At 48.7% G+C, this 26,987-nt stretch carries 25 protein-coding genes; 11 read left to right on the plus strand and 14 right to left on the minus strand.

The window, feature by feature from the left end:
• Positions 1-12: 12 nt before the first annotated feature.
• The gene (gene rpoE, locus N7386_RS15735; RefSeq protein WP_011623604.1) at positions 13-591 is read right to left on the minus strand and encodes an RNA polymerase sigma factor RpoE; all 579 of its coding nucleotides are present in this window, start codon (positions 589-591) and stop codon (positions 13-15) included.
• A gap of 189 nt (positions 592-780) precedes the next feature.
• On the opposite strand from rpoE, the gene nadB reads away from it, so the two are divergent.
• Entirely contained in the window at positions 781-2,394 is a 1,614-nt protein-coding gene (nadB, locus tag N7386_RS15740) for an L-aspartate oxidase (protein ID WP_279769600.1), read from the plus strand.
• A 90-nt stretch (positions 2,395-2,484) separates the two neighbouring features.
• Here nadB and N7386_RS15745 read toward each other — a convergent pair whose 3' ends face one another.
• The 10 genes from N7386_RS15745 to rppH all read right to left on the minus strand — a co-directional run bounded on the left by N7386_RS15745 (position 2,485) and on the right by rppH (position 11,204).
• Positions 2,485-2,925 (minus strand): protein YgfX, encoded by a 441-nt coding sequence (locus N7386_RS15745; RefSeq protein ID WP_279769602.1) that lies wholly within the window; start codon positions 2,923-2,925, stop codon positions 2,485-2,487.
• The gene (locus N7386_RS15750) at positions 2,906-3,154 is read right to left on the minus strand and encodes a succinate dehydrogenase assembly factor 2 (protein ID WP_084294861.1); all 249 of its coding nucleotides are present in this window, start codon (positions 3,152-3,154) and stop codon (positions 2,906-2,908) included. Before N7386_RS15750 ends, N7386_RS15745 begins: the two co-directional genes overlap by 20 nt.
• An 82-nt stretch (positions 3,155-3,236) precedes the next feature.
• Positions 3,237-4,145: a transcriptional activator NhaR gene (gene nhaR, locus N7386_RS15755; protein ID WP_086903346.1), complete on the minus strand. Its 909-nt coding sequence runs from the start codon at positions 4,143-4,145 to the stop codon at positions 3,237-3,239.
• Between the two features lie 95 nt (positions 4,146-4,240).
• The gene (locus N7386_RS15760; RefSeq protein ID WP_011717882.1) at positions 4,241-4,627 is read right to left on the minus strand and encodes a hypothetical protein; all 387 of its coding nucleotides are present in this window, start codon (positions 4,625-4,627) and stop codon (positions 4,241-4,243) included.
• Positions 4,628-4,629: 2 nt separating this feature from the next.
• Positions 4,630-5,799, minus strand: coding sequence for a Na+/H+ antiporter NhaA (nhaA, locus tag N7386_RS15765; RefSeq protein WP_279769605.1), 1,170 nt, complete (start codon positions 5,797-5,799; stop codon positions 4,630-4,632).
• Positions 5,800-5,916: 117 nt separating this feature from the next.
• Complete coding sequence (gene thyA, locus N7386_RS15770) at positions 5,917-6,711, minus strand: thymidylate synthase (RefSeq protein WP_279769607.1); 795 nt, start codon at positions 6,709-6,711, stop codon at positions 5,917-5,919.
• Positions 6,711-7,517, minus strand: coding sequence for a prolipoprotein diacylglyceryl transferase (gene lgt / locus N7386_RS15775; protein WP_011717885.1), 807 nt, complete (start codon positions 7,515-7,517; stop codon positions 6,711-6,713). Before lgt ends, thyA begins: the two co-directional genes overlap by 1 nt.
• A gap of 45 nt (positions 7,518-7,562) precedes the next feature.
• Positions 7,563-8,363, minus strand: coding sequence for a sulfite exporter TauE/SafE family protein (locus N7386_RS15780; RefSeq protein ID WP_086903298.1), 801 nt, complete (start codon positions 8,361-8,363; stop codon positions 7,563-7,565).
• A gap of 58 nt (positions 8,364-8,421) precedes the next feature.
• A complete protein-coding gene (gene ptsP, locus N7386_RS15785) occupies positions 8,422-10,656 on the minus strand; it encodes a phosphoenolpyruvate--protein phosphotransferase (protein WP_279769608.1) in 2,235 nt (744 codons plus the stop codon).
• A gap of 23 nt (positions 10,657-10,679) precedes the next feature.
• Positions 10,680-11,204, minus strand: a complete 525-nt coding sequence (rppH, locus tag N7386_RS15790) for an RNA pyrophosphohydrolase (RefSeq protein WP_011717888.1) — start codon at positions 11,202-11,204, stop codon at positions 10,680-10,682.
• Positions 11,205-11,895: 691 nt separating this feature from the next.
• On the opposite strand from rppH, the gene mutH reads away from it, so the two are divergent.
• Positions 11,896-12,567: a DNA mismatch repair endonuclease MutH gene (gene mutH / locus N7386_RS15795; protein ID WP_011717889.1), complete on the plus strand. Its 672-nt coding sequence runs from the start codon at positions 11,896-11,898 to the stop codon at positions 12,565-12,567.
• A 123-nt stretch (positions 12,568-12,690) separates the two neighbouring features.
• Entirely contained in the window at positions 12,691-13,758 is a 1,068-nt protein-coding gene (locus tag N7386_RS15800; protein ID WP_041412723.1) for an adenylate/guanylate cyclase domain-containing protein, read from the plus strand.
• Between the two features lie 29 nt (positions 13,759-13,787).
• Here N7386_RS15800 and oxyR read toward each other — a convergent pair whose 3' ends face one another.
• The 3 genes from oxyR to N7386_RS15815 all read right to left on the minus strand — a co-directional run bounded on the left by oxyR (position 13,788) and on the right by N7386_RS15815 (position 16,398).
• A complete protein-coding gene (gene oxyR / locus N7386_RS15805; protein WP_086903133.1) occupies positions 13,788-14,699 on the minus strand; it encodes a hydrogen peroxide-inducible genes transcriptional activator OxyR in 912 nt (303 codons plus the stop codon).
• 218 nt (positions 14,700-14,917) lie between these two features.
• Positions 14,918-15,283 carry an Hpt domain-containing protein gene (locus tag N7386_RS15810; RefSeq protein WP_011717892.1) on the minus strand — a complete coding sequence of 122 codons (366 nt, stop codon included), beginning with the start codon at positions 15,281-15,283 and terminating at the stop codon, positions 14,918-14,920.
• Between the two features lie 185 nt (positions 15,284-15,468).
• Positions 15,469-16,398, minus strand: coding sequence for a TIGR01212 family radical SAM protein (locus N7386_RS15815; RefSeq protein ID WP_279769613.1), 930 nt, complete (start codon positions 16,396-16,398; stop codon positions 15,469-15,471).
• A gap of 587 nt (positions 16,399-16,985) precedes the next feature.
• Here N7386_RS15815 and gltB point away from each other — a divergent pair.
• From gltB to N7386_RS15855, 8 genes are all read left to right on the plus strand, one after another.
• On the plus strand, positions 16,986-21,434 hold the full coding sequence (gene gltB / locus N7386_RS15820; RefSeq protein ID WP_279769615.1) for a glutamate synthase large subunit: 4,449 nt from the start codon (positions 16,986-16,988) through the stop codon (positions 21,432-21,434).
• A 6-nt stretch (positions 21,435-21,440) separates the two neighbouring features.
• Positions 21,441-22,847, plus strand: coding sequence for an FAD-dependent oxidoreductase (locus N7386_RS15825; RefSeq protein ID WP_279769617.1), 1,407 nt, complete (start codon positions 21,441-21,443; stop codon positions 22,845-22,847).
• 246 nt (positions 22,848-23,093) lie between these two features.
• The gene (locus tag N7386_RS15830; RefSeq protein WP_037427597.1) at positions 23,094-23,804 is read left to right on the plus strand and encodes a 5'-methylthioadenosine/adenosylhomocysteine nucleosidase; all 711 of its coding nucleotides are present in this window, start codon (positions 23,094-23,096) and stop codon (positions 23,802-23,804) included.
• A 31-nt stretch (positions 23,805-23,835) separates the two neighbouring features.
• Positions 23,836-24,825, plus strand: a complete 990-nt coding sequence (locus N7386_RS15835) for a cobalamin biosynthesis protein (protein ID WP_279769619.1) — start codon at positions 23,836-23,838, stop codon at positions 24,823-24,825.
• 55 nt (positions 24,826-24,880) lie between these two features.
• Positions 24,881-25,258 (plus strand): DUF2721 domain-containing protein, encoded by a 378-nt coding sequence (locus tag N7386_RS15840; protein WP_011623626.1) that lies wholly within the window; start codon positions 24,881-24,883, stop codon positions 25,256-25,258.
• Positions 25,255-25,881, plus strand: coding sequence for a trimeric intracellular cation channel family protein (locus N7386_RS15845; RefSeq protein ID WP_011717898.1), 627 nt, complete (start codon positions 25,255-25,257; stop codon positions 25,879-25,881). Before N7386_RS15840 ends, N7386_RS15845 begins: the two co-directional genes overlap by 4 nt.
• Position 25,882: 1 nt before the next feature.
• Positions 25,883-26,374 (plus strand): nuclear transport factor 2 family protein, encoded by a 492-nt coding sequence (locus N7386_RS15850; RefSeq protein WP_011717899.1) that lies wholly within the window; start codon positions 25,883-25,885, stop codon positions 26,372-26,374.
• Positions 26,375-26,496: 122 nt separating this feature from the next.
• The gene (locus N7386_RS15855) at positions 26,497-26,925 is read left to right on the plus strand and encodes a hypothetical protein (RefSeq protein ID WP_011717900.1); all 429 of its coding nucleotides are present in this window, start codon (positions 26,497-26,499) and stop codon (positions 26,923-26,925) included.
• Positions 26,926-26,987 lie beyond the last annotated feature (62 nt).

Consider the following 26,987-nt stretch of genomic DNA (forward strand, 5'->3'; position numbering starts at 1 on the left):
AATTTAAGGGTGTTACTCTTCCAGTAATGGCTGGAGTTTTTTATCGATTGCTTCACGGGCGCGGAAGATACGAGATCTTACAGTACCCACAGGGCAATCCATGATGATGGCAATATCCTCGTAACTCATCCCATCGAGTTCACGCAGCGAAATCGCCATACGTAATTCTTCCGGCAAGGTTTCTAATGTCTCGAAAACCACTTTTTTGATTTCGTCCGATAACATTAGTCGCTCAGGGGAGGCAAACTCCTTTAGCGCATCACTGCCTTCGTAGTATTCGGCATCCTCTGCATCCACATCATTTGCAGGTGCTCTGCGCCCCTGTGACACGAGGTAATTCTTAGCCGTGTTTACGGCTATGCGGTACAACCAGGTATAAAACGCACTTTCTCCGCGAAAGTTTGGCAAAGCTCGATAAGCTTTGATAAACGCTTCCTGTGCTACATCGGTAACGTCGGCTTGGTTACGCACATAGCGTGAAATCAAGCTCACCACTTTACTCTGATATTTAAGCACCAACAGGTTAAAAGCGTTTTTATCTCCCCGTTGTACGCGCTCAACTAATTGTTGATCACTTATTTGTCCACTCATCCGAGCCGACTTCTCCCAAATCTAAAATGCTGATTTCTCAGTCGCTCGAATCATATTCACTTATGTAGACTAGCGTGCTTTGAAAAAGTTCTAAGAATTATACAAAAAAAGTAAGGTTAAAAGGAAAGTACCCATAATCGGTGAGTTGGTTTACCATAGATGGCACTCTCAGTCATAGCATGATACCCGATGAAACAAGTAGTTGAACACCAATCTGACATATTAGTCATAGGTAGCGGTGCCGCAGGTCTGACACTAGCTTTGCATCTTGCTGAAAAAGCAAACGTAATTCTGCTCTCAAAAGGCCCACTCTCAGAAGGGTCGACATACTACGCCCAAGGCGGTATCGCCTCCGTGTTCGATGAAAGTGACACCATCGAATCCCATGTGGCCGATACGTTAGTGGCTGGCGCCGGCTTGTGCGATAAAGAAGTGGTGACTTTTACCGCTGAAAACGCCAAGAGCGCCATGCAATGGTTAATTGAATGTGGTGTGGCATTCGATAAAGAAGAAACCGCTGGCGATAATGCCAAAGACGCGCCTTATCATTTGACCCGCGAAGGAGGCCACAGCCATAGACGCATTCTGCATGCCGCCGATGCGACTGGCAAAGAAGTGCAAACCACACTGCAAGAACGCGCCCTCGCCCATCCCAATATTCAAGTTTTAGAACGTTACAACGCCATCGACCTCATCACCACCCGTAAATTAAATCGCCCTGGCAATCGCGTGTTAGGCGCTTATGTGTGGAACCGTAATGCCGAACAGGTTGAAACCATTAAGGCAAAATTTGTCGCATTAGCCACGGGCGGTAGCTCTAAGGTCTACCAATACACCTCAAACCCCGATGTGGCGAGTGGTGATGGTATTGCCATGGCGTGGCGTGCAGGTTGCCGTGTGGCTAACATGGAGTTTAATCAATTCCATCCGACCTGCCTTTACCATGCCGATGCGCGTAACTTCCTGCTGACCGAAGCCCTGCGCGGTGAAGGGGCTTATTTACGCCGCCCCGATGGCAGCCGCTTTATGCCAGACTTTGACGAACGAGCCGAACTCGCGCCTCGCGATATCGTAGCCCGCGCCATCGACTATGAGATGAAGCGTTTAGGTGCCGATTGCGTCTACTTAGACATCAGCCATAAAGACAGCGACTTTATCATCAAGCACTTCCCAACGATCTATAGTCGCTGCTTGGAACTGGGTATCAATATCACCAAGGATGCCATTCCAGTGGTGCCTGCAGCCCACTATACCTGTGGTGGCGTGATGACGGACTTACACGGCCAAACCGACCTCAACGGCCTCTATGCCATCGGCGAAGTCGCCTATACCGGCTTACATGGTGCGAACCGCTTGGCGAGTAACTCGCTGCTCGAGTGCTTGGTATTTGCCCGCGCTGCATCGCAGGATATTGAGAGCCAAATGCACAAAATTCCATTACCGGGGCAAATTCCGGCGTGGGACGAGAGTAAAGTGTCCAACTCCGATGAAGAAGTGGTGATTGCCCACAACTGGCATGAACTGCGCCTCTTTATGTGGGACTATGTGGGGATTGTCCGCTCGGATAAACGCTTGGAGCGTGCATTGCGCCGCTGCTTGATGTTGCAACAGGAAATCCAAGAGTATTACAGCAACTTCAGAGTCAGCAATAACCTGCTGGAACTGCGTAACTTAGTGCAAGTGGCGGAACTGATTATCCGCTGCGCGATGGATCGTAAAGAGAGCCGTGGTCTGCACTATAATATCGACCATCCCGAGAAGGTAGACTCACCGCAACCAACGATTCTGCAACCTGAAAAATAACCGAGTTGCTTTAGGGACACTTTTAACGGGCTAAATCTACTCAGATTAAGCCCGTTTTATTTAGGCTGAAGGAATCATTTTAGATATGAATTAAAGGGACTCGCGTTGGCTCGTCGCCTGAGTTTTAACCTTGAGTAATAAACGGCATAAGTGGCGGTAATCTGTATCGCTAAACATATCGGCCCATAGGGGCAAGAGATACAACTTATCGGCGGACTGATAGTAAATTAAGCAGACAAAGGGCGTTACCCAAGTTCTCGGGAGCACATAAAACGCCTCCCCCGTCGAGAGCCAGCCTTCCCCTTTTCCATTGAGTTCAAAACGGCAATGCCAAGACCTCAGTCTCCATAACTGATAGCCCAAGAATCCGAGGATTAAAACGGCGAACACCAACTTAAGCACAAGCCAAAATATAACGTCCGTTTCAGGCCAGATAAGTAAAGAGGTACTGCAGACACAAACAAAAACGACCAACGAGAGTCGCTGGTCGCTAGAGGCTTTTACGCTAAAACTATGGCGCCGCTCTGCCACGGACTTGCACTACCATGCGGGCAAGCTCTGCATCGGGACAGGCTTCGTGACCCATAAACCAGGCAAATAATTCAGGGTCTTCACACTCGAGTAAACGAATAAACAGGGCCTTGTCGTCATCCGACAAATCCTGATAAACATTTTCGACGAAAGGCTGGAACAAGACGTCCAATTCGAGCATTCCGCGGCGACATGCCCAGCGGACCCGTGCAATGTTCATTAACTCCAAGTTAATTCTCCCAAAACAAATTTCGCCTTAGTTTACCAGTTCACGCCGTTGAGTGTCGATGCAAGCCGTATTGAAACTCGGTTTAACACCGCTGAACTTGGCTGTCTAATCCGGCAAATAAATCACTGAAATCCGTCTCTAATAAACGTTTCACCGCGGGATGTTGGATCATCCGCTCGGCAAACATCACATGGTACTCTTCCTTCACATCTAAGGTTTCGCCGAGCAAATGCATGCCGTGGGAAATAACTTCTTGCGGATAGACCGACGGCGTGACGAAGATCCCGCGTTTAAGGTAGCCAAAGGCCTTCATCATCGCCGCATCATCAAACTCACCTAGGATGCTCACCTTAAGATTTTGTTCATCGAACCAACGGTATAATTGTTGCCCAAGCGATGTTCTACGGCCGGGGATCAGCAATTGAGCTTGTTCTAAACAGGCAGGGAAATCGGCGCTGTAGGTTTCAGCGGAGAAAAAGCTCACGCCACACTCACCCAGTTTTTTCGATAAAATCTCAGGATATTTCAATGACTCACCTGCACAGTCTGAGAGGATCATATCCAGTTTATGCTCACGTAAACGAGTCATTAAACTTTCGTGGGTCGCTTCATAACAAGCAAGGTGCATGGAGCCGTCATTGGGCACCACAGAAAGCAACACCCGACTCGCCAGGGCTTTAGACAAGGCATCGGCAATACCCACTTCAAATAAAATGGCATCATCTTTTTGATAGTTGAGTAAATCGAGCATCTCATAACTGAGGGAGAACATCTTATCGGCGTAACGAAATACCAGCTCACCGAGTTCCGTTGCCTCTAAATTGCGTCCGACACGTTTGAATAGACTGCCGTTAAGACGATCTTCGAGGGCACGAATTTGCCCCGTGATGGTTTGGGGCGTCAGACAAAGGGCTTCGGCCGCCTTGGCCACAGAGCCCTTCTTCTTGATCATCCAGAAATAATACAGATGGTTGTAATTAAGATGCAGCATCGCCAATGAGCTTCCTCTAATGGATACCGCAGCCTCAAGGGCTGCGGTATGTCGGATCGCAGTGACTCAGCTTAACAAATGATGAGTCGATTGCGCTATTTTAAACGCTGACAATCCAATAAGTTAACCACTATTCCCTGCAGCTGTTCTAAATCGGCTGCCGTCCCCGTGCTAACCGCTTCCGTTACGCCTGAGACTAAACTGTCTCTATCCGGTATACGGTTGGCGCAATACGTACGATTCGCCTCTTGGAAACGTTTACCGCCACGGTACTTGAGCGCCCTAGACTCATAGCCATTGGTTTCAAGCCGTGCGCCTAATGCTTCAGATTTAAACATTAACGCGCCATCGACTATGCCCTCAAGGTAGCTTTGACAAGTTTGTGATGCGACATCCTTGTTACAGGCATCAATCTGCGAAGCCATTGCGCTTGAAGAAAGTGTTAACAGTGCTGCCATTCCTACTAATTTCATATTTATCATAGTTATACTCCTTTTTTAGGTAACACTTTTGATAACCAGAAATACCCGATCAAGGCCGCCAGAATTGAGCCTATCAAGGTGCCAAGGCGCGCTAAGTCGCCGTACATAGGGTCTGCTTGCTCAAATGCCAGCGAAGCAATAAACATCGACATCGTAAAACCAATACCACACATTGCCGCCACAGGCGCAATCTGCTTCCAACCAATTCCATCGGGTAATTGCGCCAACTTCAGTTTGACGGCCACATAACTAAACAGCATCACACCAATCGGCTTACCTAGCATGAGTCCCAATGCAATCCCAACGGGTACAGGGGAAATTAGGGTATCTAGACTCATATTACCCAAGGCCACCCCCGCATTCGCAAAAGCAAAGACTGGCAGGATAAGGAAGGTGCTCCAAGGGTGCAGGCTATGCTCTAAATGCTCAGAGGGTGAGCTGCCATCCTTTGCCCGCAGTGGGATACAGAAGGCAATAATCACACCTGCCAAAGTCGCGTGGACACCAGACTTCAATACTGCGACCCACAGGATGAGTCCCAACACGCCATAGGGTGCTAACGCGGTCACGCCTTTACGGTTTAAGGCCACTAAACCGACAATCGCAATGCTGGCAATAATTAAGCTAATGGTCGACAGATCGCTGCTGTAGAAGAGCGCAATAATCACAATCACGCCTAAATCATCGATAATAGCGAGCGCCAGTAGGAAGACCTTCAATGCCACAGGCACGCGGCTACCCAGCAACGCCATGATGCCGAGTGCAAACGCAATATCGGTAGCAGCAGGAATGGCCCAGCCCGCTTGGGTTACAGGATCGCCGTAGTTAAATAGCAGATAAATGCCAGCAGGCACTAACATACCACCAATCGCGGCAAAGGTTGGCAGTGAAGCTTGGGCCACACTGGATAAGGCGCCTTCTAACAGTTCACGCTTCACCTCTAAGCCAATCAGTAAGAAAAACAATGCCATCAGGCCATCGTTAATCCACAGCAACAGCGGCTTATGCAGATCGAGCGCGCCGACACGCACTTGTACTTCAGTACCGAGAAAACCTTGATAGAGTCCCGCTAGAGGAGAATTGGCCATGAGCATGGCTAAGACAACAGCAACCAATAACAGGATGCCGCCAGCCGATTCCTGGCTCAGAAAATTTCTAATTGCTTTTTCCATCTTGCACTCCAAAAAATCATAATGAACTGAGTGTAGACGAAGAAAAAAAACAAGTATAATCGATAGTTTCGACAAAACACCTCGGTAATTCCGAGGTGTTAGTCGATAAATTCGCCATTAAACGGCGACAGGGGCTTTGATATGCGGGTGTGGATCGTAGTGAGTTAGCTCGAAATCTTCGAATTGATAATCAAAGATTGAAGCAGGTTTACGCAGGATAGTCATGGTGGGTAACGGTCTTGGCTCGCGGCTTAACTGCAACGCCGTTTGTTCCATATGGTTGGAGTACAAGTGGGTATCGCCGCCCGTCCACACAAAGTCACCCAAAGCTAAATCACATTGCTGTGCCACCATCATGGTCAGCAGCGCATAACTGGCGATATTGAAAGGTAAACCTAAGAACACATCACAGCTACGCTGGTACAGCTGACAGGATAATTTGCCATCGGCAACATAGAATTGGAAAAAGGCATGGCAAGGTGCCAGCGCCATTTTATCTAGTTCACCCACGTTCCACGCCGAAACAATTAAACGACGTGAATCGGGTTGAGATTTGATTTGTTCAATCACCTGAGCAATTTGATCGATAGCATCGCCACTTTGGGTCGGCCAGCTGCGCCACTGCGCGCCATAGACAGGGCCTAAATCGCCGTTTTCATCGGCCCATTCGTCCCAAATACTGACTTTATTATCACGCAGATAAGCAATATTGGTATCGCCTTTCAGGAACCACAATAGCTCATGAATAATCGAGCGCATATGGCACTTTTTGGTAGTGACTAAGGGAAAGCCCTTACTCAAATCGAAACGCATTTGATAACCAAATACCGAACGAGTGCCGGTACCTGTGCGGTCTGATTTATCCACACCTTCGGCTAAGATGTGCTTCATCAAGTCTAAATACTGTTGCATTACTGCTTACCCTCTGGACGAAGAATTAAATATAAACCGAAGAGGATCATCGGCACAGAGAGGATCTGCCCCATCGTCATAAAGCCCCAGTAGAGGCCTAACTGCGCATCGGGTTGTCTTACGGTTTCAACAATCACACGGAAAATCCCGTATCCGAGTAAGAACATGCCCGACACGGCGCCGACTTTCTTCGTTCGTTTACTGAACCAATAGAGGAGCAGGAATAAGGCCACCCCTTCAAGGGCGAATTGATAGAGTTGTGATGGGTGACGAGGTTCAGGTCCACCACTTGGGAACACCATGGCCCAAGGGACATCGGTGACACGGCCCCACAACTCACCATTGATAAAGTTACCGATCCGCCCCGCACCTAAGCCAATGGGCACCACGGGCGCCACCATGTCTGCAACCGCAAAGAAGGTACGCTTTTGCTTCCAGGCGATATAAATCATGGCGGTAATCACCCCCATCAAGCCGCCGTGGAAAGACATGCCACCTTCTGAAATCTTAAACAAATACATTGGGCTAGCAAGGAAGTAATCGAAATGATAGAAGAGCACGTAGCCGATACGGCCACCTAGAATCACCCCTAAAAAGCCATAAAACAGCAGATCGGAAACCTGTTCCCTCGACCATAAACCATTGGAGCGGTCGGCCTGACGATTGAGTAACCACATGGCGGCGACAAAGCCAACTAAGTAGGTAAATCCATACCAACGCAGGGCGGGTTCAAAGGTTTGTCCAAAAATATCAAAGGGACCAAACTTCACGATCACGGGATCGATATTGGGAAAATTCAATGCCATAACTTATCCATCAACAGCCTCAAATCGAGGGCTAAACACTAAAAATCAGCTCAGAATTAATTTGAGACCGACACACAGGAGTAAAAGTGCAAATATTTTTTTAAGGACCGAGGTAGGCCAAGTGCTTGCTGCCTTAACGCCTACAGGAGCCATTAAAATTGAGGTTATTATTAAGCCAAACAGCGCAGGTAAATAGATATACCCTAAGGTTCCTTCAGGGAGATCCGGCGCGTTAAAGCCCGCGATTATATACCCTAAGCTGCCCGACAAGGAGATTAATAATCCGGTCGCGGCGGAAAATCCCACCGCAAGGCGCATCTGTAAACCAAAATAGGTTAAAAACGGCACTAACAAGACGCCGCCGCCAATCCCCATTAATCCTGCAATCGCGGCAACAATCACGGCTACCACAAACAGAATCATTGAGTTTGGTAGCTCTCGGTTCGATTCAGTTTTGAAGGGATAAGCCATTTGAATCGCCATTAACATCACAAACACCGCAAACCCTTGTCTGAGGGTCGCCGCTGGGATTTGCTCGGCAATAAAGCCAGACATTAAGGCGCCGAGAATAATCCCCGGAAACATGGTTCGAAACAATCCCCAGGGCACATTACCGCGTTTATGGTGGGCTCTTGCAGAAGAAATCGAGGTTAAAATAATCGCCGCAAGGGATGTGGCAATCGCAATATGGGGTAACTGAGCCGAAGTGATACCAACCGAAGGTAAGATATAAAGCAGTGCGGGCACGACAATTAAGCCACCACCGATGCCCAATAACCCCGCCATAAAACCGACAAACGCGCCTAAAGCCAAGCAAATAAAGAACACCGACAGCAAACTATCCACACGGGTACCTACAGCGTGATTAAGTGAAGCCTTAGCTTAAAGCAAAAGGCGCGATTAGTTAATTAAGAATTGTGGCTAATCCCTGCTGTGTTAAATATTCTTTAACCAACTCACGCACTTGAAAACCGTTTGATAGGCTCAAGGCCTGCGACAAGAGTTGCGTCAAATCGGCACGGGAAACTCGGCGCAGCAGGTAATTTATTCGCGCTAAACTGCCTTGGTTCATACTCAAATGCTGGTATCCCATCGCGACCAGCAGAATCGCCCCCATGGGTTCCCCCGCCAGCTCGCCACAGATACTGATATCGAGTTGATGGTAGTCGCAATCGAGCCGAGCCTGATGCAGCGCCCGAAGAATGCCTGGATGATAACTATCAAACAGTGAGCTAACCCGTGGGTTGTTACGGTCCACCGCGAGTAAATATTGGGTCAAATCGTTACTGCCGACCGACACAAAATCGACGCGTTTTGCCACTTCATCTAACTGATATAACAGCGCTGGGACTTCGAGCATAATGCCAATGCGCGGCATTTCAATCTGGCTGTTCACATCGTTTTTGAGTTCAACATAGGCCTGCTCTAGATAGACCAAGGATTGTTCAATTTCATCTAAATTACTGACCATAGGTAGTAAAATACTAAGCTGTTTGCCCTCTCCACCCGCTTGCAACATCGCCCTTAACTGCACGAGGAATAGCTCTGGGTGATCCAATGATAGGCGGATACCACGCCAGCCTAAGAAGGGGTTATCTTCTTTAATCGGGAAATAAGGCAGCGGTTTATCGCCCCCCACATCTAAGGTACGCATCACCACAGGACGACCCGATGCCGCCGATAACACCTGCTGATAGACTTTTACCTGCTCAGACTCACTCGGAAAACGCTGTTGCAACATAAAGGGAATTTCGGTGCGATACAGCCCGATACCATCGGCACCTTCGGCAATTTCAGAGGCGACACCACTGAGTAACCCAGCGTTAAGGTATAACCGAATGCGAGTGCCATCGAGCATCACCGACGGCAGGGCTAACTCCTGCGCGTATTGGCGTTGCAACGCCTTTTGAGCCGAAATCAAACTGCGGTATTCGCTAACAATCGCAGGCGATGGCGACACCATTAATTGCCCGCGGCTGGCATTGACCACTAACAGCTTCTGGTCAATATCGGCCGACAACAATTGCTCGACGCCAGTAATCGCAGGCACGCCCAGAGCGCGCGCTAAAATCGCAGCATGGGAGTTAACGCCCCCCAATTCAGTGACAATACCGGCCAATTTTTGTCGAGGGAATTCCGCCAACATTGTGGCATCCGCTTCCCGGGTCACTAGAATCACCGGCTTATCGGGTTCAAGCTCTAAACGCTCGGGTTCGATTAACTGCCTTAATACCTTTTGCCCCAGATCCCGAATATCACTCGCCCGCTCCTTGAGGTAAGGATCTTCCATCGCTAAAAACTGTTGAATATAACGCAGCGAAACCCGGCTAACCGCAGATTCGGCTTCCCAGCCCTGCTGCACTTCTCGGGCATATTCACCACCTAGGCTGGCATCATCGAGCAGCAGCTGCAAGGCATTGAATATCGAGGCGACTTCCTCATCCTGCTCACGGTCGAAACGTTGAGATAAGGCGCCGATTGCCTCTTTACAACGCACCATCGCCGCCACTAATCGGCTGGATTCGAGGGCAATATCCTCACAGCGCACATCGGGCTGCTCGAGGGATATTTCACCACCAAGTACCAAGGCGTGGGCAATGGCGATACCGCTGGATGCAGAGGTTCCTTGAAATAAAATTTGTTGATGCAGCGAACTGACCTGTGCCTTTTGCTTTAATCCCCGGATCGCCATCGCGAGCTGCGCGGCCAAGGTCATTAAGAAGGCTTCTTCCCCTTCGCTAAATTGCCGCGCGCTGGCCTGCTGCACCACAATTACGCCGACGACGGCTTTTTGATAAATAATGGGGACGGCTAAAAAGGCACGGTATTCTTCTTCAGCGACTTCGGGGAAGAGTTTAAAGCGTGGATGCAGACGGGCATCGGCAAGGTTTACCGCTTCTTCGCGTTCTGCGGCCAAGCCAACCAAGCCTTGGGTTAACGGCATGCGCACGCGCCCAACGGCACTCTTTTCGAGGCCATCGGTGGCAGATAATACGAGTTCTTGCTGATCTAGGATGTAGACCGAGCAACATTGGGTTTCCATCGCCGCTTTGGTCGATGAAACTAGGACTTCTAATGCGGTTTCTAAGCTGTGGGCGGACGCCACAGCTTGAGTAATATCCCTGAGCGTATTTAACACTGTTTTCAATCCTCTTTTGAAAATCAGCCCGTTGTTCTTTGTCTTACCCGCTTCCTCGGAATTTCCTGGGTTTGGAATGACAATGCCGTTACCGCAAACTCTTTCATTACCTTACGATAAACATCACGCTTAAATGAGACAACCTGCCGCACGGGATACCAATAACTTACCCAACGCCAATCGTCAAACTCAGGGTGGCCTGAAGAACTTAAATTAATCGCACTATCTTGGCTTTTGAGTTGTAACAGAAACCATTTTTGTTTTTGGCCGATGCACACAGGCTTGCTGTCCTGTCTCACTAAACGCTTGGGCAAGCGGTATCTTAACCAAGAACGGGTCGAGGTTAATATAGTGACATGCTCGGGTCTTAAGCCTACTTCCTCATACAATTCACGGTACATCGCCTCTTCGGCCGATTCACCATCATCGACACCGCCCTGAGGAAATTGCCATGAATGTTGTCCGAATCGTCTGGCCCACATCACTTGGCCGTATCTATTACAAATTATTATGCCCACATTTGCGCGAAAGCCGTCGCTATCAATCACATGGACTCCAAATAAGGATAACTTTTAATAAACCGATTGTTTCACAAAGCCAGTCTCTCAGCAAACCTCTATTTACAGCTATTTTTTGGATAAATACCTTCAACTTACTACTTTATCAACAATCCAGGAGGTTCAACCTTGGGGATATCCACATTTTCTGTGGATATCTCTGTTTGAAACTCGGGTAAACTAGGTATATCGTTCAAAAAACAGCAAATATCATTCACGGCAGCCTGCGTACAAAAACAAAATAAATACATTCAAATCAAATAATTATGCAAATAGCATATAAGAGTTTATGACTCAAAAACTAAAAAGCTCACTTTTTAACCTAATGCAAATTAAGTGATTTAATCAAAGTAATACCTAAATGTTATACACAGAGCTCACCCAAAATTACCCACACTCCCGTGGAAAAATGCCCCTTTTTGCCATTGACTCACGATTTTTAATCGGTTAAAGCCCACTGCATTGTGAGTTATCCATAATATCTGTGGATAAATATGTGAGAAACGCAAGGGAAAACCGAGAGTAACTTTGAACACTTTCACAGGCATTAGAATGCAAACCGACAACTAACATTAAAATCATGCACTTACAGATTTATCTGTGAGTACAATCTTATCCTTTTTCGAGTGCTTAATTTTTAACCTCTGTTGCTAAGCACCTATTTTCCAGTAAAATTCGCCTTATGAAACCGATAATCCCCCCTCAAAATCTGAGCGAACTGCTCGAACGTGCCAATATGATGGCCGGCATCTCTTTGGCGCAAATTGCTGCTCACCGCGGGATTGCGGTCCCTAAGGATCTGAAGCGAGATAAGGGCTGGGTCGGACAACTCATTGAAATGGAGTTAGGTGCGACGGCCGGCTCAAAACCCGAGCAGGATTTTCTCCACCTCGGTGTTGAGCTAAAAACCATTCCCATCGATAGCAAAGGCAAACCACTGGAAACCACCTATGTGTGTGTGGCGCCGCTAACCAATATCGAAGGCTTAACCTGGCAGGACAGCTTAGTGTGTCACAAGTTGCAGCGTGTACTCTGGGTACCCGTTGAGGGTGAGCGGCATATTCCTGTGGGAGATCGTAGAGTGGGCACCCCCATATTGTGGGAACCCGATCTCCAAGAGCAAAGATTACTGCAACAGGATTGGGAGGAGATAATGGAACTTATCGCCTTAGGTAAAGTGGAAAAACTCACCGCAAGGCATGGCGAAGTGTTGCAACTGCGCCCTAAAGCCGCCAACAGTAAGGCGCTGACACAGAGCATTGCCGAGGACGGTAGCCTTAAAATGACCAATCCACGGGGCTTCTATTTAAAGACCGCTTTTACCGCCATGCTATTAAATAAGGTATTTGGTTAAATTTTCGTAGCTATATAGCGTTGGATTGATCCAGATCACAAATATCACTGGCACTCTAGTGATGATTTTCTATAAACTACGGCATCCTGAAATATATGGTCGTATTCGGATACAAAACCCGTTGTGAGAGCACGTAGACAAGCGAAAAAACTTCTTTTTGCGATATTAGCTTGGGCGATAGCCATGGCTGCGTTCGTGTTTTTCCGATATGCACAGTCGCCGGAGTTACCACAATGGGCTGTCGGTTCGGCCGATCTCGCGACGCTTGCCGTCTACATGGGCATCATTTTTGGCAGCCTACATTGGATGTCGAACCTGATCGCCGACTTCAGCGCCATCAATCGTCTTCCCTATGTTTTTTCAGTGATTTTTAAAGGTTTGTTCCTGCTACTCGGGGCGACGACCTTAGCCTATATGACCCAGTTCTTGAATATGTGGGCCATTGAAAATCATATGTCGACCCTAAGACAAATGCTCACGGCGCATATTCTCTATAGTCCATCCTTCCAAGCGCTCATCGTCTATTTAGTGGTCGTACGGGTCAGCTTAGCCTTTGTCGAACAAATGGCACTCTTGGTTGGGCCGCGTATTCTGCTCAACATTGGTTTAGGTAAATACCATAAACCACGATACGAGCAGCGTTTATTCCTTTATTTAGATATGGTTGCATCGACAACCCACGCCGAATCCCTCGGGGATTACCGTTTTAGCCGTCTGATTCAAGACAGCTTTAGCCTGCTGTCGGATACTGTAACCAATAACGAAGCCGAAATTTACCGTTATATGGGCGATGCCGTATTGATCCACTGGCCCTTAGAAGAAGGCGTGGTACACGACCGCTGCATGAATATCTATTTTGAATTTAGCCAGCAGCTAAATTGGCAGCGACGTTACTTTGAAGAGCACTATGGCTTTGTGCCCAAATTTAAGGCGGCGGCGCACTGTGGACAAGTGGTTGCTGCTGTGGTTGGTGTGCAAAAACAAGAAATTAGCTTCTTTAGTGATGTGCTAAATACCTTAGCCAGACTTCAAGATCAGTGTAATCCACTGGGGCAACGCATGTTGATCTCTGGTGCGCTCGCGGGCCGACTCGACAATCCCAATAGCGAATACCGCTTAACCAATTTGGGTCCAGTCAAATTAAAGGGGAAACAACACTCGATTGAAGTGTTTGGTGTTTCCCCTCTCTAATATCCTAGCTTTAACTTAACTTACAGCGTTTATTCCATTTCTTTGGTTAACAGCTTTTGAATAAGCAAACCTAAGGTACGGAAGGTCAAAATCCGGCTGGTTGTTTGTCGCCAAACTAAGCCGATATCGCGGTAAGGCGCTTCACCTGGCGGAGTCATCACCACCAGATCGGTATCATTTAAGATGCCAGCATCGATCGCCATTTGCGGTAAGAAGGTTGTGCCCAGCTTGCTATCCACCATTTGCACTAAAGTGTGTAGACTGGTTGCGGCAAAGGGATTCACCTTAGCGCTATCACCTAACTGACAAGCGGTAATCGCATGCCCTGTAATACAGTGTTCACTTTGCAGCAGGAAGATACTCTCATCGGGCAAGGTCTGATAATCGATAGGTTGATGAATGCCACCCACTAAGTCTTTATGGATCACCATCTTAAAGGGGTCTATCCCAACTTTCATGCTGTGGTAACCACTGGTATCCACAGGCAAAGCAAGGATCAGTAAATCCAACTCCCCTTTGCCTAAGGCATCGAGCAAACGCTCAGTAGTATCCTCTTTGAGTAACAAACTCATCGCCGGATAAGCTTGCTGACATTGCTTAACCACGCGGCTTAATAGAAATGGCGCAATGGTTGGGATACAACCTAAGCGGATATCCCCAGTCATAGGTTCGCCCTGGTTTTTCACCAATTCGACTAAATCATCCACATCTGTCAGGATTTTGCGGGAACGCTGCACCACTTCTTCACCGATAGCGGTGAACATAAAGGATTTATGATCACGTTCTATCAATTGATGGCCGAGCTGTTCTTCAAGATTCTGGATCCCGCTCGACAGCGTTGATTGACTGACAAAACACACCTTAGCGGCGCGGTTAAAATTCTGCTCTTGGTGAAGATTCACCAAATAGAATAAATTCTTGAGGCTAGGTAAATTTTTCATTTAATCGATTGCCACTAAGGTTATGAATTAATAAATTTAATCAACTCTAGCATAAGTTATCAACTAAAACGCGGCTGAATTGCTCAATACTGTGAGCAAAATCGATTTTCAATCAAAGGAAAACGTAAGAGAGTGCTTACTGAGAACAAACGGAGGGGATAAAGACTGGAACAGAGGTTATTGAGGTGCAACCTGCAGCTGCACCTCCATAGTACAGACTAAGCTTTAGCCTGCAGGAATTGCTTTAACTGCTGGAGATCGGCACTTGCAAATTCAACAATTTGCGCGACCCAGGTTCCATGTTCTGCTTCCCAACGTGCTTCTTCGCCATGTTGGAGTAACTGGGCAATTTGCTGAATACGTTTTAAACCCACTGAGCCCGCCGCACCTTTAAACTTATGAGCTTCGGCGCATAAAGTGTCCTTATCGGCAGCTTCGTTAGCCTTGACTAGATTCCCTACATACTCAGGCATTAATTGCTCAAACAAGACCACACTCTTTAACAGAGTTCCGGCACCAATCGCACTGCAATACTGTTCTAACGTATTGAGATCTAGGATTGTTTCTAATTCAACTGTGGCCATCTAGGCCTCCCTTAAGTAGTCCAATGCTTAAAACACGTTTATGACATGATACCCACTAAAATTGTCAGTGCAACTTATAGCAGCATTTGTGGTCAAATCACGGTTTATTTAACAAAAAATCAACTATTTAAAACACTCTCAGCGATAAATCGGTTTAAACTGAATCCCTTCAAGCGATATGGTCATTATGGTCGCGCTAATGCCGCGCCTTGTCCACCCTTACGCGCAAGATCCTCAACAATTGCCACTAAACCATTCCAACGATAACCGCACCAATTGGGCGCGAGTAGTATCGGTTTTTTCGCATAGGCGGTCACCCGATGAAAAATCACTTCTTTCGGTGTATGCCGAACCAGCTCGCCCGCACAAGCCGCATACTCTTCGAGACTGAGCAATGGCAAGCGTCCTGCGCGCCAAGCCTTTGCCATCGTACTGCCCTCGACGACATGTAATGGATGTAGCTTTAAGCCATCGACGCCCTGCGCCAGCACCGCCTGCAGTGTCGCCATATAATCGAGGTGAGTTTCACCGGGTAAGCCTAAGATAAGGTGAGTACAGACTTTTAGGCCTCGGCTTCTGGCCCGTGCAACCGTATCGCAATAACAGGCAAAATCGTGCCCACGGTTAATCTTATGCAAGGTGCTATCATTGGCGGTTTGTAACCCAAGTTCCAGCCAGACATCGACCCCCTTTTGCTGATAACTCGCTAATAAATCTAGCACATTATCTGTCACACAGTCGGGACGAGTGCCAACACACAGGCCCACAATCTCACTGTCTTTGACCGCTTCATCGTATTTGGCCATCAACACCTGATACTCATCATAGGTGCTCGTATAGGCCTGAAAATACGCGATAAACTTATCCGCATTCAGCTTAGGTTTCGCCTCTTTATAACGGGCTTTCCCCTGCTCTAATTGCTCACTAATGCTGAGCGTTTCCGCCTGCTGATAGCTAAAGGAGGCCACATTACAAAAGGTGCAACCACCCCGTCCTAGGGTGCCATCGCGGTTAGGGCAAGTGAATTTGGCATCGATAGTCAGCTTGCGTAAGCGCTCGCCGTATTTAGCCTTACACACGGCACCGAATGTGTTTACGTATGCATCGAGCCCCATTAGCTCGCCTGCCAAATTTCATGTCGTTTCATTAAAAATAACCAAGATAAAATCACAAAAGAGAAGAGATAAAGACGAGTGTTTAGATGGAAAAACTCATGATAAACAAAGCGAGCATCGTTTTCTTGGTGGTAAATCAAACTCCGGTTAGATTCACAGCGGCAAAGCTTAAAACCTGAGTCATTGCTCACAGTGTCTTTACACTCCGTGATTTCACTCACAAGCAAAAAGAATAACAATTCATTTATTTTATATTTTTATACAACCACTGTATTTGCAATAAAAATCACTATTTCTAAATCAAAAACAATCGATTTCAATGTTACATTTTAGTAACTCTATCGTTTTTCATTTTTTAAAATTCTTTTTATTCATAATGTTATACAGCACTTTAGTCAGTTAACGTTAACGTCAAGTAATTGTATTTTGTGTATAAAACATGAATGAATACCCATATTTTATGCAAATTTTTGGTTTGACCTTTGGTTAATGTCAGGATAATTTGGGTGGTTCGGGTGCATATCTATAGAAAGTCTTTACATTTCTCCCCGAGTAGTAATTTCGTTGAGGTCAAGGGAGGTTTTTGTATGAGCTTATATCATCCCAGTTTTGAGCGGGACAATTGTGGTTTTGGCTTGATTGCACAAATGGATGGCGAAGCCAGCCATCGTATCGTGCGCACCGCCATCCATGGCCTCGATCGCATGAAACACCGTGGCGGTATCGCCTCTGACGGTCGAACTGGGGACGGCTGTGGTTTATTAATGCAGCTACCATTGCAATTCTTTGAAGCCATTGCCGCGGAAAATGACTGGCACCTGAGCCGCAAATTCGCCGTGGGCATGTTGTTTTTAAGCCAAGATGAAGAACTGGCCGACCAAGCCAAGTTTATTCTCGAACGCGAACTCGAGCGTGAAACCTTAAGCATTGCAGGCTGGCGTAAAGTCCCCGTCAATCCTGAAGTATTGGGTGAGATTGGTAAATCGAGCCTGCCGCAAATCTATCAAGTCCTGATCAACGCCCCGATTGGCTGGCGTGAGAAAGATCTTGAGCGTCGCCTCTACATGGCTCGCCGCCGTTTAGAGCAACAAATTACTGACGATAAAGACTTTTATGTCGCGAGTCTTTCAGGTCAAGTCATAGTCTACAAAGGCTTGATGATGCCAGCCGACTTGCCCGCATTCTATCCCGACCTTGCCGACATCCGTTTGAAGAGCTCTATTTGTTTATTCCATCAACGCTTTTCAACTAATACTTCACCTAAATGGCCACTCGCTCAGCCCTTTAGATATCTTGCCCATAACGGCGAGATCAACACTATTACCGGTAACCGCCAATGGGCCCGTGCACGTGCCTACAAGTTTAATTCACCATTGCTGCCCGACTTACAACAGGCGGCACCTTTTGTGAATGAAACGGGCTCCGATTCATCCTCCCTCGACAATATGCTCGAGATGCTGCTCTCAGGCGGTATGGACCTATACCGCGCCATGCGTTTGCTTATTCCGCCAGCATGGCAGAGTAACCCAGAGATGGATGATGAGCTAAAAGCCTTCTATGACTTTAACTCCATGCATATGGAACCTTGGGATGGCCCAGCGGGTATCGTAATGACCAACGGTCGCCACGCCGCTTGCGCAGTGGATCGTAACGGTCTGCGCCCATCTCGTTATGTGATCACTAAAGATCGTATCCTCACCCTCGCCTCCGAAGTGGGCATTTGGGACTATGCCGCCGATGAAGTGATTGAGAAAGGCCGCGTCGGCCCGGGTGAGCTGTTAGTGTTAGATACACTCAATGGTCGTCTGTACCAATCATTCGAAATCGATAATGACCTTAAGCGTCGCCACCCCTATAAAGAGTGGATGGCGAAAAACAGCCGTACTCTGATCCCAGCAGAGCAGTTGGCAACGGAGCAACATGGCGCCAGCGAATTAAGCCCTGAGCAACTACTGCAATACCAAAAGCAATTTGGTTACACCCGCGAAGAGCTTGAACAAGTGATTTGGGTGCTGGCAAAACAAGGCGAAGAAGCGACAGGTTCCATGGGCGACGATACGCCAATGGCCGTATTGTCGAAAAAGTCACGCTCGCTCTATGACTATTTCCGACAGAAATTCGCTCAAGTCACTAACCCGCCTATCGATCCGCTGCGTGAAAAGCACGTGATGTCTCTGGCGACCTGTATCGGCCGCGAGCAAAACCTCTTCAACGAAACCACTGGTCATGCCTATCGAGTGATGTTCAACTCACCGATATTATTATTCAGTGATTTCAACCAATTACTCGGATTAGATAGCACTTACTATCGCGCCAATATCGTCGACTTAAACTACGATCCGAAGGAAGGCTTAGAGCACGCTATCCGCCGCATCACCTCGGAAGCCGAGCGTTTAGCTCGCAGTGGCACCACGCTGCTGATTTTATCCGACCGCGCGATTGATAAATCGGCGCAGGTGATCCCGGCGGCCATGGCAGTTGGCGCAGTACAACAAATGCTGGTGAGCAAGAGCCTACGCTGCGATACCAACATCATTGTTGAGACCGCATCGGCGCGGGATCCGCACCACTTTGCAGTGCTACTCGGCTTTGGTGCTACGGCGATTTATCCGTATCTAGTGTATGAATCAATCTCAGATCTGGCGAAACGCCATCAATTGACCGATACCACGGCGTTGATGCTGAACTTCCGCTACGGCATCGAGAAAGGCCTACGTAAGATCATGTCGAAAATGGGGATCAGCACCGTCGGCTCCTACCGTTGTAGCCAACAGTTTGAGGCCATTGGTATTGCCAGCGATGTAATTGAACTCTGCTTTAAAGGAGTAGTAAGCCGTATCGAAGGCGCCAGCTTTGAGGATATCGCTCAAGATCAAGCGCTGCTGCATAAAGCCGCTTACCGCGCCCATGTGCCACTGCCACAAGGCGGTTTACTCAAATACGTGGATGGCGGTGAGTACCACTGCTTCAACCCAGATGTGGTCAACACGCTGCAGGCGTCCTTAATCGACAAGAATTTTGCGACCTATAAGAAATTCGCCGAATTAGTCGATAACCGCCCAGTTGCCACCCTAAGGGATTTGATTGGCATTAAAGCTGACCAAGCTGCAATTGAACTGGATAAAGTTGAAGCAGCCAGCCACTTATTCCCACGCTTTGACAGTGCGGCCATGAGTATTGGCGCCCTAAGCCCCGAGGCCCATGAGGCATTAGCCATCGCCATGAATCGCTTAGGCGGCCGCTCCAACTCGGGCGAAGGTGGTGAGGATGCGCGTCGCTTTAACACCGAGCGTAACTCGGCGATTAAGCAAATTGCCTCGGCACGTTTTGGCGTAACCGCCCATTACCTAGTCAATGCCGATGTGTTGCAGATTAAAGTCGCACAGGGCGCAAAACCCGGTGAAGGCGGACAACTGCCAGGCCATAAGGTGAGTGTGGAAATTGCAGGACTGCGCCACGCGCGCCCAGGTGTAACCTTGATTTCACCACCACCGCACCATGATATTTACTCTATCGAAGACTTAGCCCAGCTGATTTTCGATTTAAAACAAATCAATACCAAGGCACTGATCTCCGTGAAGTTAGTGTCTGAGCCAGGTGTCGGTACTATCGCCACAGGTGTAGCAAAAGCCTACGCCGATATGATCACTATTTCTGGCTACGATGGTGGCACGGGCGCAAGCCCTATCACTTCGGTGAAATACGCCGGCAGCCCATGGGAACTCGGCCTTGCCGAAGTGCATCAATCTCTGGTGGAAAATGGCCTACGCCATAAGATCCGCTTGCAGGTCGATGGCGGCCTAAAAACCGGAACCGACGTCATCAAGGCAGCCTTACTCGGCGCCGAGAGCTTTGGCTTCGGGACTGTGCCTATGATTGCCTTAGGTTGTAAGTACCTGCGTATTTGCCACCTGAACAACTGCGCTACTGGTGTCGCAACTCAGGACAAGAAACTGCGCGATAACCACTACCACGGCTTACCAGAGCGAGTGATGACTTACTTTGAGTTTGTCGCCGAGGAAGTACGCGAGTGGATGGCAACGCTAGGGGTCAGCAAGTTCGAAGATTTAGTGGGCCGCAGTGAGTGGCTACATACCTTGGAAGGCCAGACCGATAAACAACGCGGACTCGATTTAGCGCCGATCCTGTATCAGCCTAAGGTCAGAGCCAGCACCTCGCGCACTTGGCAGGAAACCAATCCACCAGCGGATTTAGGCTTACTCAACCAACATCTGCTCAACGAGTGTCAGAGTGCGGTCGATAAGGGCGAGTGTTTCGATGCCGCTTACAGTATCAACAACACCGACCGCTCAGTGGGCGCACGCCTGTCGGGCTATATCGCGACCACCCTTGGCGTTAAAGGCACTAAGGCACCGATTAAACTCAGCTTTAATGGCAGTGCCGGCCAAAGTTTTGGGGTATGGAACAGCCCAGGCCTTGAACTCAAGCTCTGCGGTGATGCCAACGACTACGTCGGTAAAGGCATGTCGGGCGGCAAGATTGTGATTTATCCACCGCTAGGGAGTCCATTCCAGAGCGAGCGCAGCGCGATTGTCGGTAACACTTGTCTGTATGGCGCGACGGGTGGACGCTTCTTCGCTGCGGGTCAAGCGGGTGAACGCTTTGCGGTACGTAACTCTGGCGCCATTGCCGTAGTTGAAGGCTTAGGCGATAACGGCTGCGAATACATGACCAGCGGTATCGTTGTTGTGCTCGGCAAAACCGGGGTCAACTTCGGCGCAGGGATGACGGGCGGTTTTGCCTATGTCTTCGACCAATTTGGCCGTTTTAACCGCCGCGTGAATAACGAGCTTGTCGATACCCAAAAACTCGAATCACCTATCCATCAACAGCATTTGAAAGGCTTGATTGAAGAGCATGTGGCCGAGACTGGCAGTGAGCACGCGAAGATGATCTTAAGCGACTTTGCCAACTGGTTAGATTGCTTTGTTTTAGTGAAACCGAAAAATATCGCCGTTGCAGATCTGCTCAAATTAGAGCAATCGAGCCCGGAACTAGCAGTTAAAGCGGGGTAATAGCAGATGAGTAACGATTTTCAATTTATTGAAGTGGGTCGCAAAGACCCAACTAAACACCCTGCAGCAAAGCGTTCGACTCAGTTTATTGAGATTTATCAGCCCTTTGCTCAAGCTCAGGTGACTGAACAGGCGGACCGTTGCCTCGATTGCGGTAACCCTTATTGTGAGTGGAAATGTCCGCTGCACAACTATATTCCCAATTGGCTGAAACTGGCGCAACAGGGCCGAATTATGGAAGCAGCGGATTTAGTCCATGAGACCAATACCCTGCCCGAGATCTGCGGCCGCGTCTGCCCACAGGACAGACTCTGTGAAGGCGCTTGTACCCTAAACGCCGACTTTGGTGCCGTGACTATCGGTAATGTGGAGAAATACATTACCGATACCGCCATCGCCCAAGGCTGGCGTCCGGATATGAGCAAGGTCACGCCGCGCAAGGAAAAGGTCGCGATTGTGGGCGCAGGCCCAGCTGGTTTAGGCTGTGCCGATATTCTTGCCCGTAATGGGGTTAAGGCTGTGGTGTTTGATAAGTATCCCCAGATTGGTGGCCTGCTGACCTACGGTATTCCCGCCTTTAAACTGGATAAAGCCGTGATGGCAACTCGCCGCACTGTGTTAGAAGGCATGGGCATCGAGTTCAAACTGGGCGTCACTGTGGGTAAGGATGTTGGCTTTAACCAACTGCTTGAGGAATACGATGCTGTCTTCCTCGGCATGGGTACCTACACCGCTATGAAAGCGGGCCTTGAGGGCGAAGATGCCCAAGGCGTGTACCAAGCTCTACCCTACTTGATTGGTAATACCCATCACCTGATGGGCAGCACAAGCCCTGATACGCCTTACCTTAACCTTGCTGGTAAACGCGTGGTGGTACTCGGTGGTGGTGATACCGCCATGGACTGTGTTCGCACCGCCGTGCGCCAAGGTGCCAGCAGTGTGATTTGTGCCTATCGCCGTGATGAAGCCAACATGCCGGGTTCACGCCGCGAAGTGCAAAACGCCCGTGAAGAGGGAGTGAACTTCCTGTTTAACCGTCAACCCGTGGCGATTAAAACCCAGGATGGCAAAGTGGTGGGTGTGGAATGCGTTGAAACCCAAATGGGTAAAGCCGATGCGAGTGGCCGTCAACGTGCTGAAGCAATTGAAGGCAGCGAGCAGTTACTCGACGCCGATGCGGTGATTATCGCCTTCGGTTTCCAACCTAGCCCAGCGCCTTGGTTTGCCGATTACGGCATTGAACTCGACCAATGGGGCCGAGTAAAAGCCAGTAAACAGGCCGATAACCCATTCCAAACCACCAATCCAAAGGTATTTGCTGGCGGGGATATGGTCCGTGGCTCGGATCTGGTTGTGACCGCTATTGCTGAAGGACGTGATGCCGCGCAAGGTATTCTTAACTACTTAGATTAATTGTTTTTTGTTGTACCGCTGTACCTGTGAGTCTCGGACTCGTACCCACGAGTCCACCATTTGCTTGTGAATTTTGGCGCACCTTAGGGTGCGCATTTTTTTACCTTCCGCGCGTTTTATCCCACCCCAATCAAGCAATCGCAATCCCACAATAACGTCAAAGCATAACTGTGGTATATTAGCCGCCATTCTGTTATCCCACTCTTTAGTGGCATCACACATTCAGTAGAATCAAAAGGGTCTCCCATGAAAATTGGTATTATTGGCGCTATGGAGCCAGAAGTTGCCCATCTTATTGCGGCTATGACAAACGCCTCTTCGCAAACGATTGCAGGTATTGAATTTATCGCTGGCACCTTAGCGGGCAAAGACGTTGTAGTGACGCGCTCTGGTATTGGTAAAGTCGCCGCTAGTATTGCCACCACGCTGCTGATTGAGAAATACGCCCCCGATGCGGTAATCAACACAGGTTCTGCGGGTGGTTTTGTCGATTCACTGTCGATTGGCGATATCGTGATTTCATCCGAAGTGCGCCACCACGATGTGGATGTCACCGCATTTGGTTACGAAATTGGCCAAATGGCGCAGCAACCCGCAGCGTTTATTCCGGCGCCATACTTAGTCGAAGCGGCTAATAAGGCCATCGCACAATTAGGCGAAGTGAAAGCGATTGAAGGCTTAATCTGTACTGGCGATAGCTTTATTTGCGACCCTGTTCGCACCAAGACCATGTTAGAGCACTTCCCAACCATGGCGGCCTGTGAGATGGAAGGCGCTGCAATTGCCCAAGTTTGCCATCAGTTCGGCGTGCCATTCGTGGTGATCCGCTCGCTCTCTGACAACGCCAACAACGACTCACCGGTCGATTTTGATTCTTACATTGTGAAGGCAGGTTACCATTCGGCACTAATGGTGATGTTGCTGCTTGAGCAATTAGATCCAAACTCAGTAAAGTAATTGACTAAAGCATGATTGCGGAAAGTACCTGATGCACAGTTCTTTTTATCAACAACTTGTCGAAATTGATGGCGCTTTGTTTGAGGGCTTCTTGGTACTTTTCTTTGCTTTACTGTTGGCGCGTTTAGCGCCATTGCCAAGGGAAATGCAGCCACTGATTTGGTTTAGTCACTTAGCCAAACAGCTCGCCGCCAAAGTCAATCGCCCCGGGCGCGCGCCCAGTCAACAGGCGACCGCTGGCTTTTTAGCCATGTTGCTGCTGGTGTTTCCCTTCTGGGCGATTATCACTTTTTTACTCGAACTTGCCGCCTTCCCTTGGTTCTTTGAGTTTTTAGTTCTGTATCTGTGTTTGACGGATGCAGGCTTTAGCCAAGTCGCCGACGAAATAGCTAAAGCATTAAAGCGCGAGGATAATGCCAGCGCAAAAAAGCTATTACAGCCGTGGATTGTCCGTGATACGGATAGTCTGTCGGAAGTCGGTTTAACCAAGGCCACGATAGAAAAGCTCGCTACCGCGCCGATTTACGGCACGGCATCGACCATCTTCTTCTTTGCGATCGCAGGCGCCCCTATGGTGCTGGCGGTGAGAATGATTAAACAGCTCGAACTCAGTTGGCCGCCCATTCAACCTAAGTACCAACACTTTTGCAGTTCGGTGCACGTTATTTCTACGGCACTGCTGGCGATCCCTGCTTGGTTATGGAGTCTGTCGATTGCGATTCAGGGCGGCTCCAAGGCTTTAGCAATGCTGTTTCGCACCTCTAAAAATCATCCAGCCCTGCGGGGTTATGTGATGAGCGTGTCCTTAGTGGCAAACATTTTACGCATTGAATTGGGTGGACCACAGAAGTTTTCGGGGCAACGCATTGATGTGGCTAAGATTGCCCATGGGCCACAGCCGCACCAAGAGATGATTGCCCCCGCGGTAAAACTCACATCGCGGGCCTGTGCTATCTGGTTTAGCTTTATTACCTTACTTCCTATCATTTGGGCGGGTTTACGCTGGCTACAAACCCTGTGATATGATGCCTTTAATCTTAACATTGGGTTAAAGGCTGACTATCTTGTTCGAAAACATGCATGTTTCATTAACAACTCCCGCCTTGTTATTTCCGGCAATCTCACTGCTATTACTGGCCTATACCAACCGTTTCTTTGCATTGGCAGCACTGATACGTCAGCTCAGTAACGGTGATAAACCCGTGCATAAGGATCAGATTAAAAACTTAAGCCAACGGATCCGGATTATTCGCCGCATGCAGGAGGCCGGCGTATCCAGCTTTGCCCTGTGTGTGCTCTGTATGATTTTCATCTATATCGGTTTTAATAAGACGGGCTCGGTGATCTTCGGTGCCAGCTTACTACTGCTGCTCTATTCACTGATTTTGTCTGTGATAGAAATTCGTATCTCTGTGGACGCGCTAAACATCCACATCAAAGAGATGAGTAAATGAGCCACTGGATTTACTTCTTCGATTTATGTGGCACGGCGGTATTTGCCCTTTCTGGCGCTTTAGCCGCAGGTCGTCACCGTATGGACCCCTTTGGCGTTATCGTGCTGGCCTCGGTGACTGCGGTCGGCGGCGGCAGTATTCGCGATGCGCTGATTGGCGCTACGCCCGTGTTTTGGATCCGCGACCCTAACTACATCATTGTCATACTCGCCACAGTCCTAGCTTGTTTGCTGTTGGTGCGCCGTCCACGCAAGATGCCGCAATATACGCTGCCGGTCGCCGATGCCTTAGGTTTGGCCCTGTTCACTGTGATTGGTGCCGAAAAAGCCCTCAATATGGGACTCAGTGGCATGATTGCCGTCGTGATGGGCTTGATCACGGGCGTTGGAGGAGGCATTATTCGAGACTTACTGTGCAGACAAATCCCTATGGTGTTACGCACAGAAATCTATGCCACTGCGTCGATTGTTGGCGGCATAGGTTATACCGTAAGCCTTGCCTACGGGATGGGCGAAAAAACGGCACTATTTTTAGCCATGACCAGTGCCTTAATCATTCGCCTATGCGCCATCAAATGGCATTTGTCGTTACCCGCCTTTGATCTCAAAACCAAGAGGGAATAGTTTGCGAATATTGTGTCTTTTAGTCTGTCTTATTTGGGTTCCGGCCTTGTTTCCTGCGTCTGTACACGCTAACTCAGGGGAAATGCCAGCAGAACAGCAGTTAGCCGTAAAATACATGAACGCGCTAACCGAGCACGACTATCAAACACTCGGCAAATTCTATAACCGTGATACCGTCTTCTTCGATAAAACCGCCAATCGTAAATACACGGGTGGGCGGTTTATTATCGACTTCCTCGAGCGCGCCCACGAGGGTGTGCTCGAATATGATTTCAATATCGAGCATATGTATAACGCAGGCTCCCTCGTGGTGATGATTGGTAACTATCACTTTAAGGGCCCCGGCGAGCAATTTGGCAAACCCGGAAAAATTATTGATGTCGCCATTCCTGGGGTCACCAGTCTTAAGCTCGATATGCGTAATCACAGGGTCACAGAGCATGTGGATCTGATTGATTACCAGACCATGTCAGACCAATTAGCGATGCAGTAGTCACAAAATTTAGCTTTTGTTGAAACTTGAGCCCTCAAAACGAGTCGAAACCTGCAATGAGTCAATACGACTGAGGTGCGGTATCCAATGCCTACCGGTCGTTTCGTTTCAATGAGGTTTGTATGAAGTTGTTTGGACTGATTGCCCTACTCGCCCTGAATGGCCTAATGCTCGCGCCCCACGCACAGGCGCAGCAGCCCATTATTGTGTCCTACGCGGTGCAACCCGTAAGCCATTTCAACCAGCAACTGCGGGCCGCCCAGGAGCAACATCAAGCCTGGAGCGAAGATCCCACCGCCATCAGCAGCCAATATGCAGGTAAAAAGTTTACCCTTGTCCGCACTCAGCCCACCAAAAATGGCGTGTTTACCTATCAAGTGAGCGAGTTGTCGCAGCAGCACCCACAAATGCTATTAATTCTGTCGCTTAAGAAAAGTGCCCAGCGCTGGCAAGTGGATTCCGCCCAGTTGGCGTGGAAGTGTCGCGATGGTCAGCATTTCGGTACCGACAGATGCAATATCGGCGAGCATGAGGCAAGCACAGCACCTTAAGCACAGTCTCTTAAGCTATCGAGATAAAATGCAGATATAAAAAGAGCGCCCTTAGGCGCTCT

Source organism: Shewanella sp. GD04112 (assembly GCF_029835735.1).
Taxonomy (GTDB): Bacteria; Pseudomonadota; Gammaproteobacteria; order Enterobacterales; family Shewanellaceae; genus Shewanella.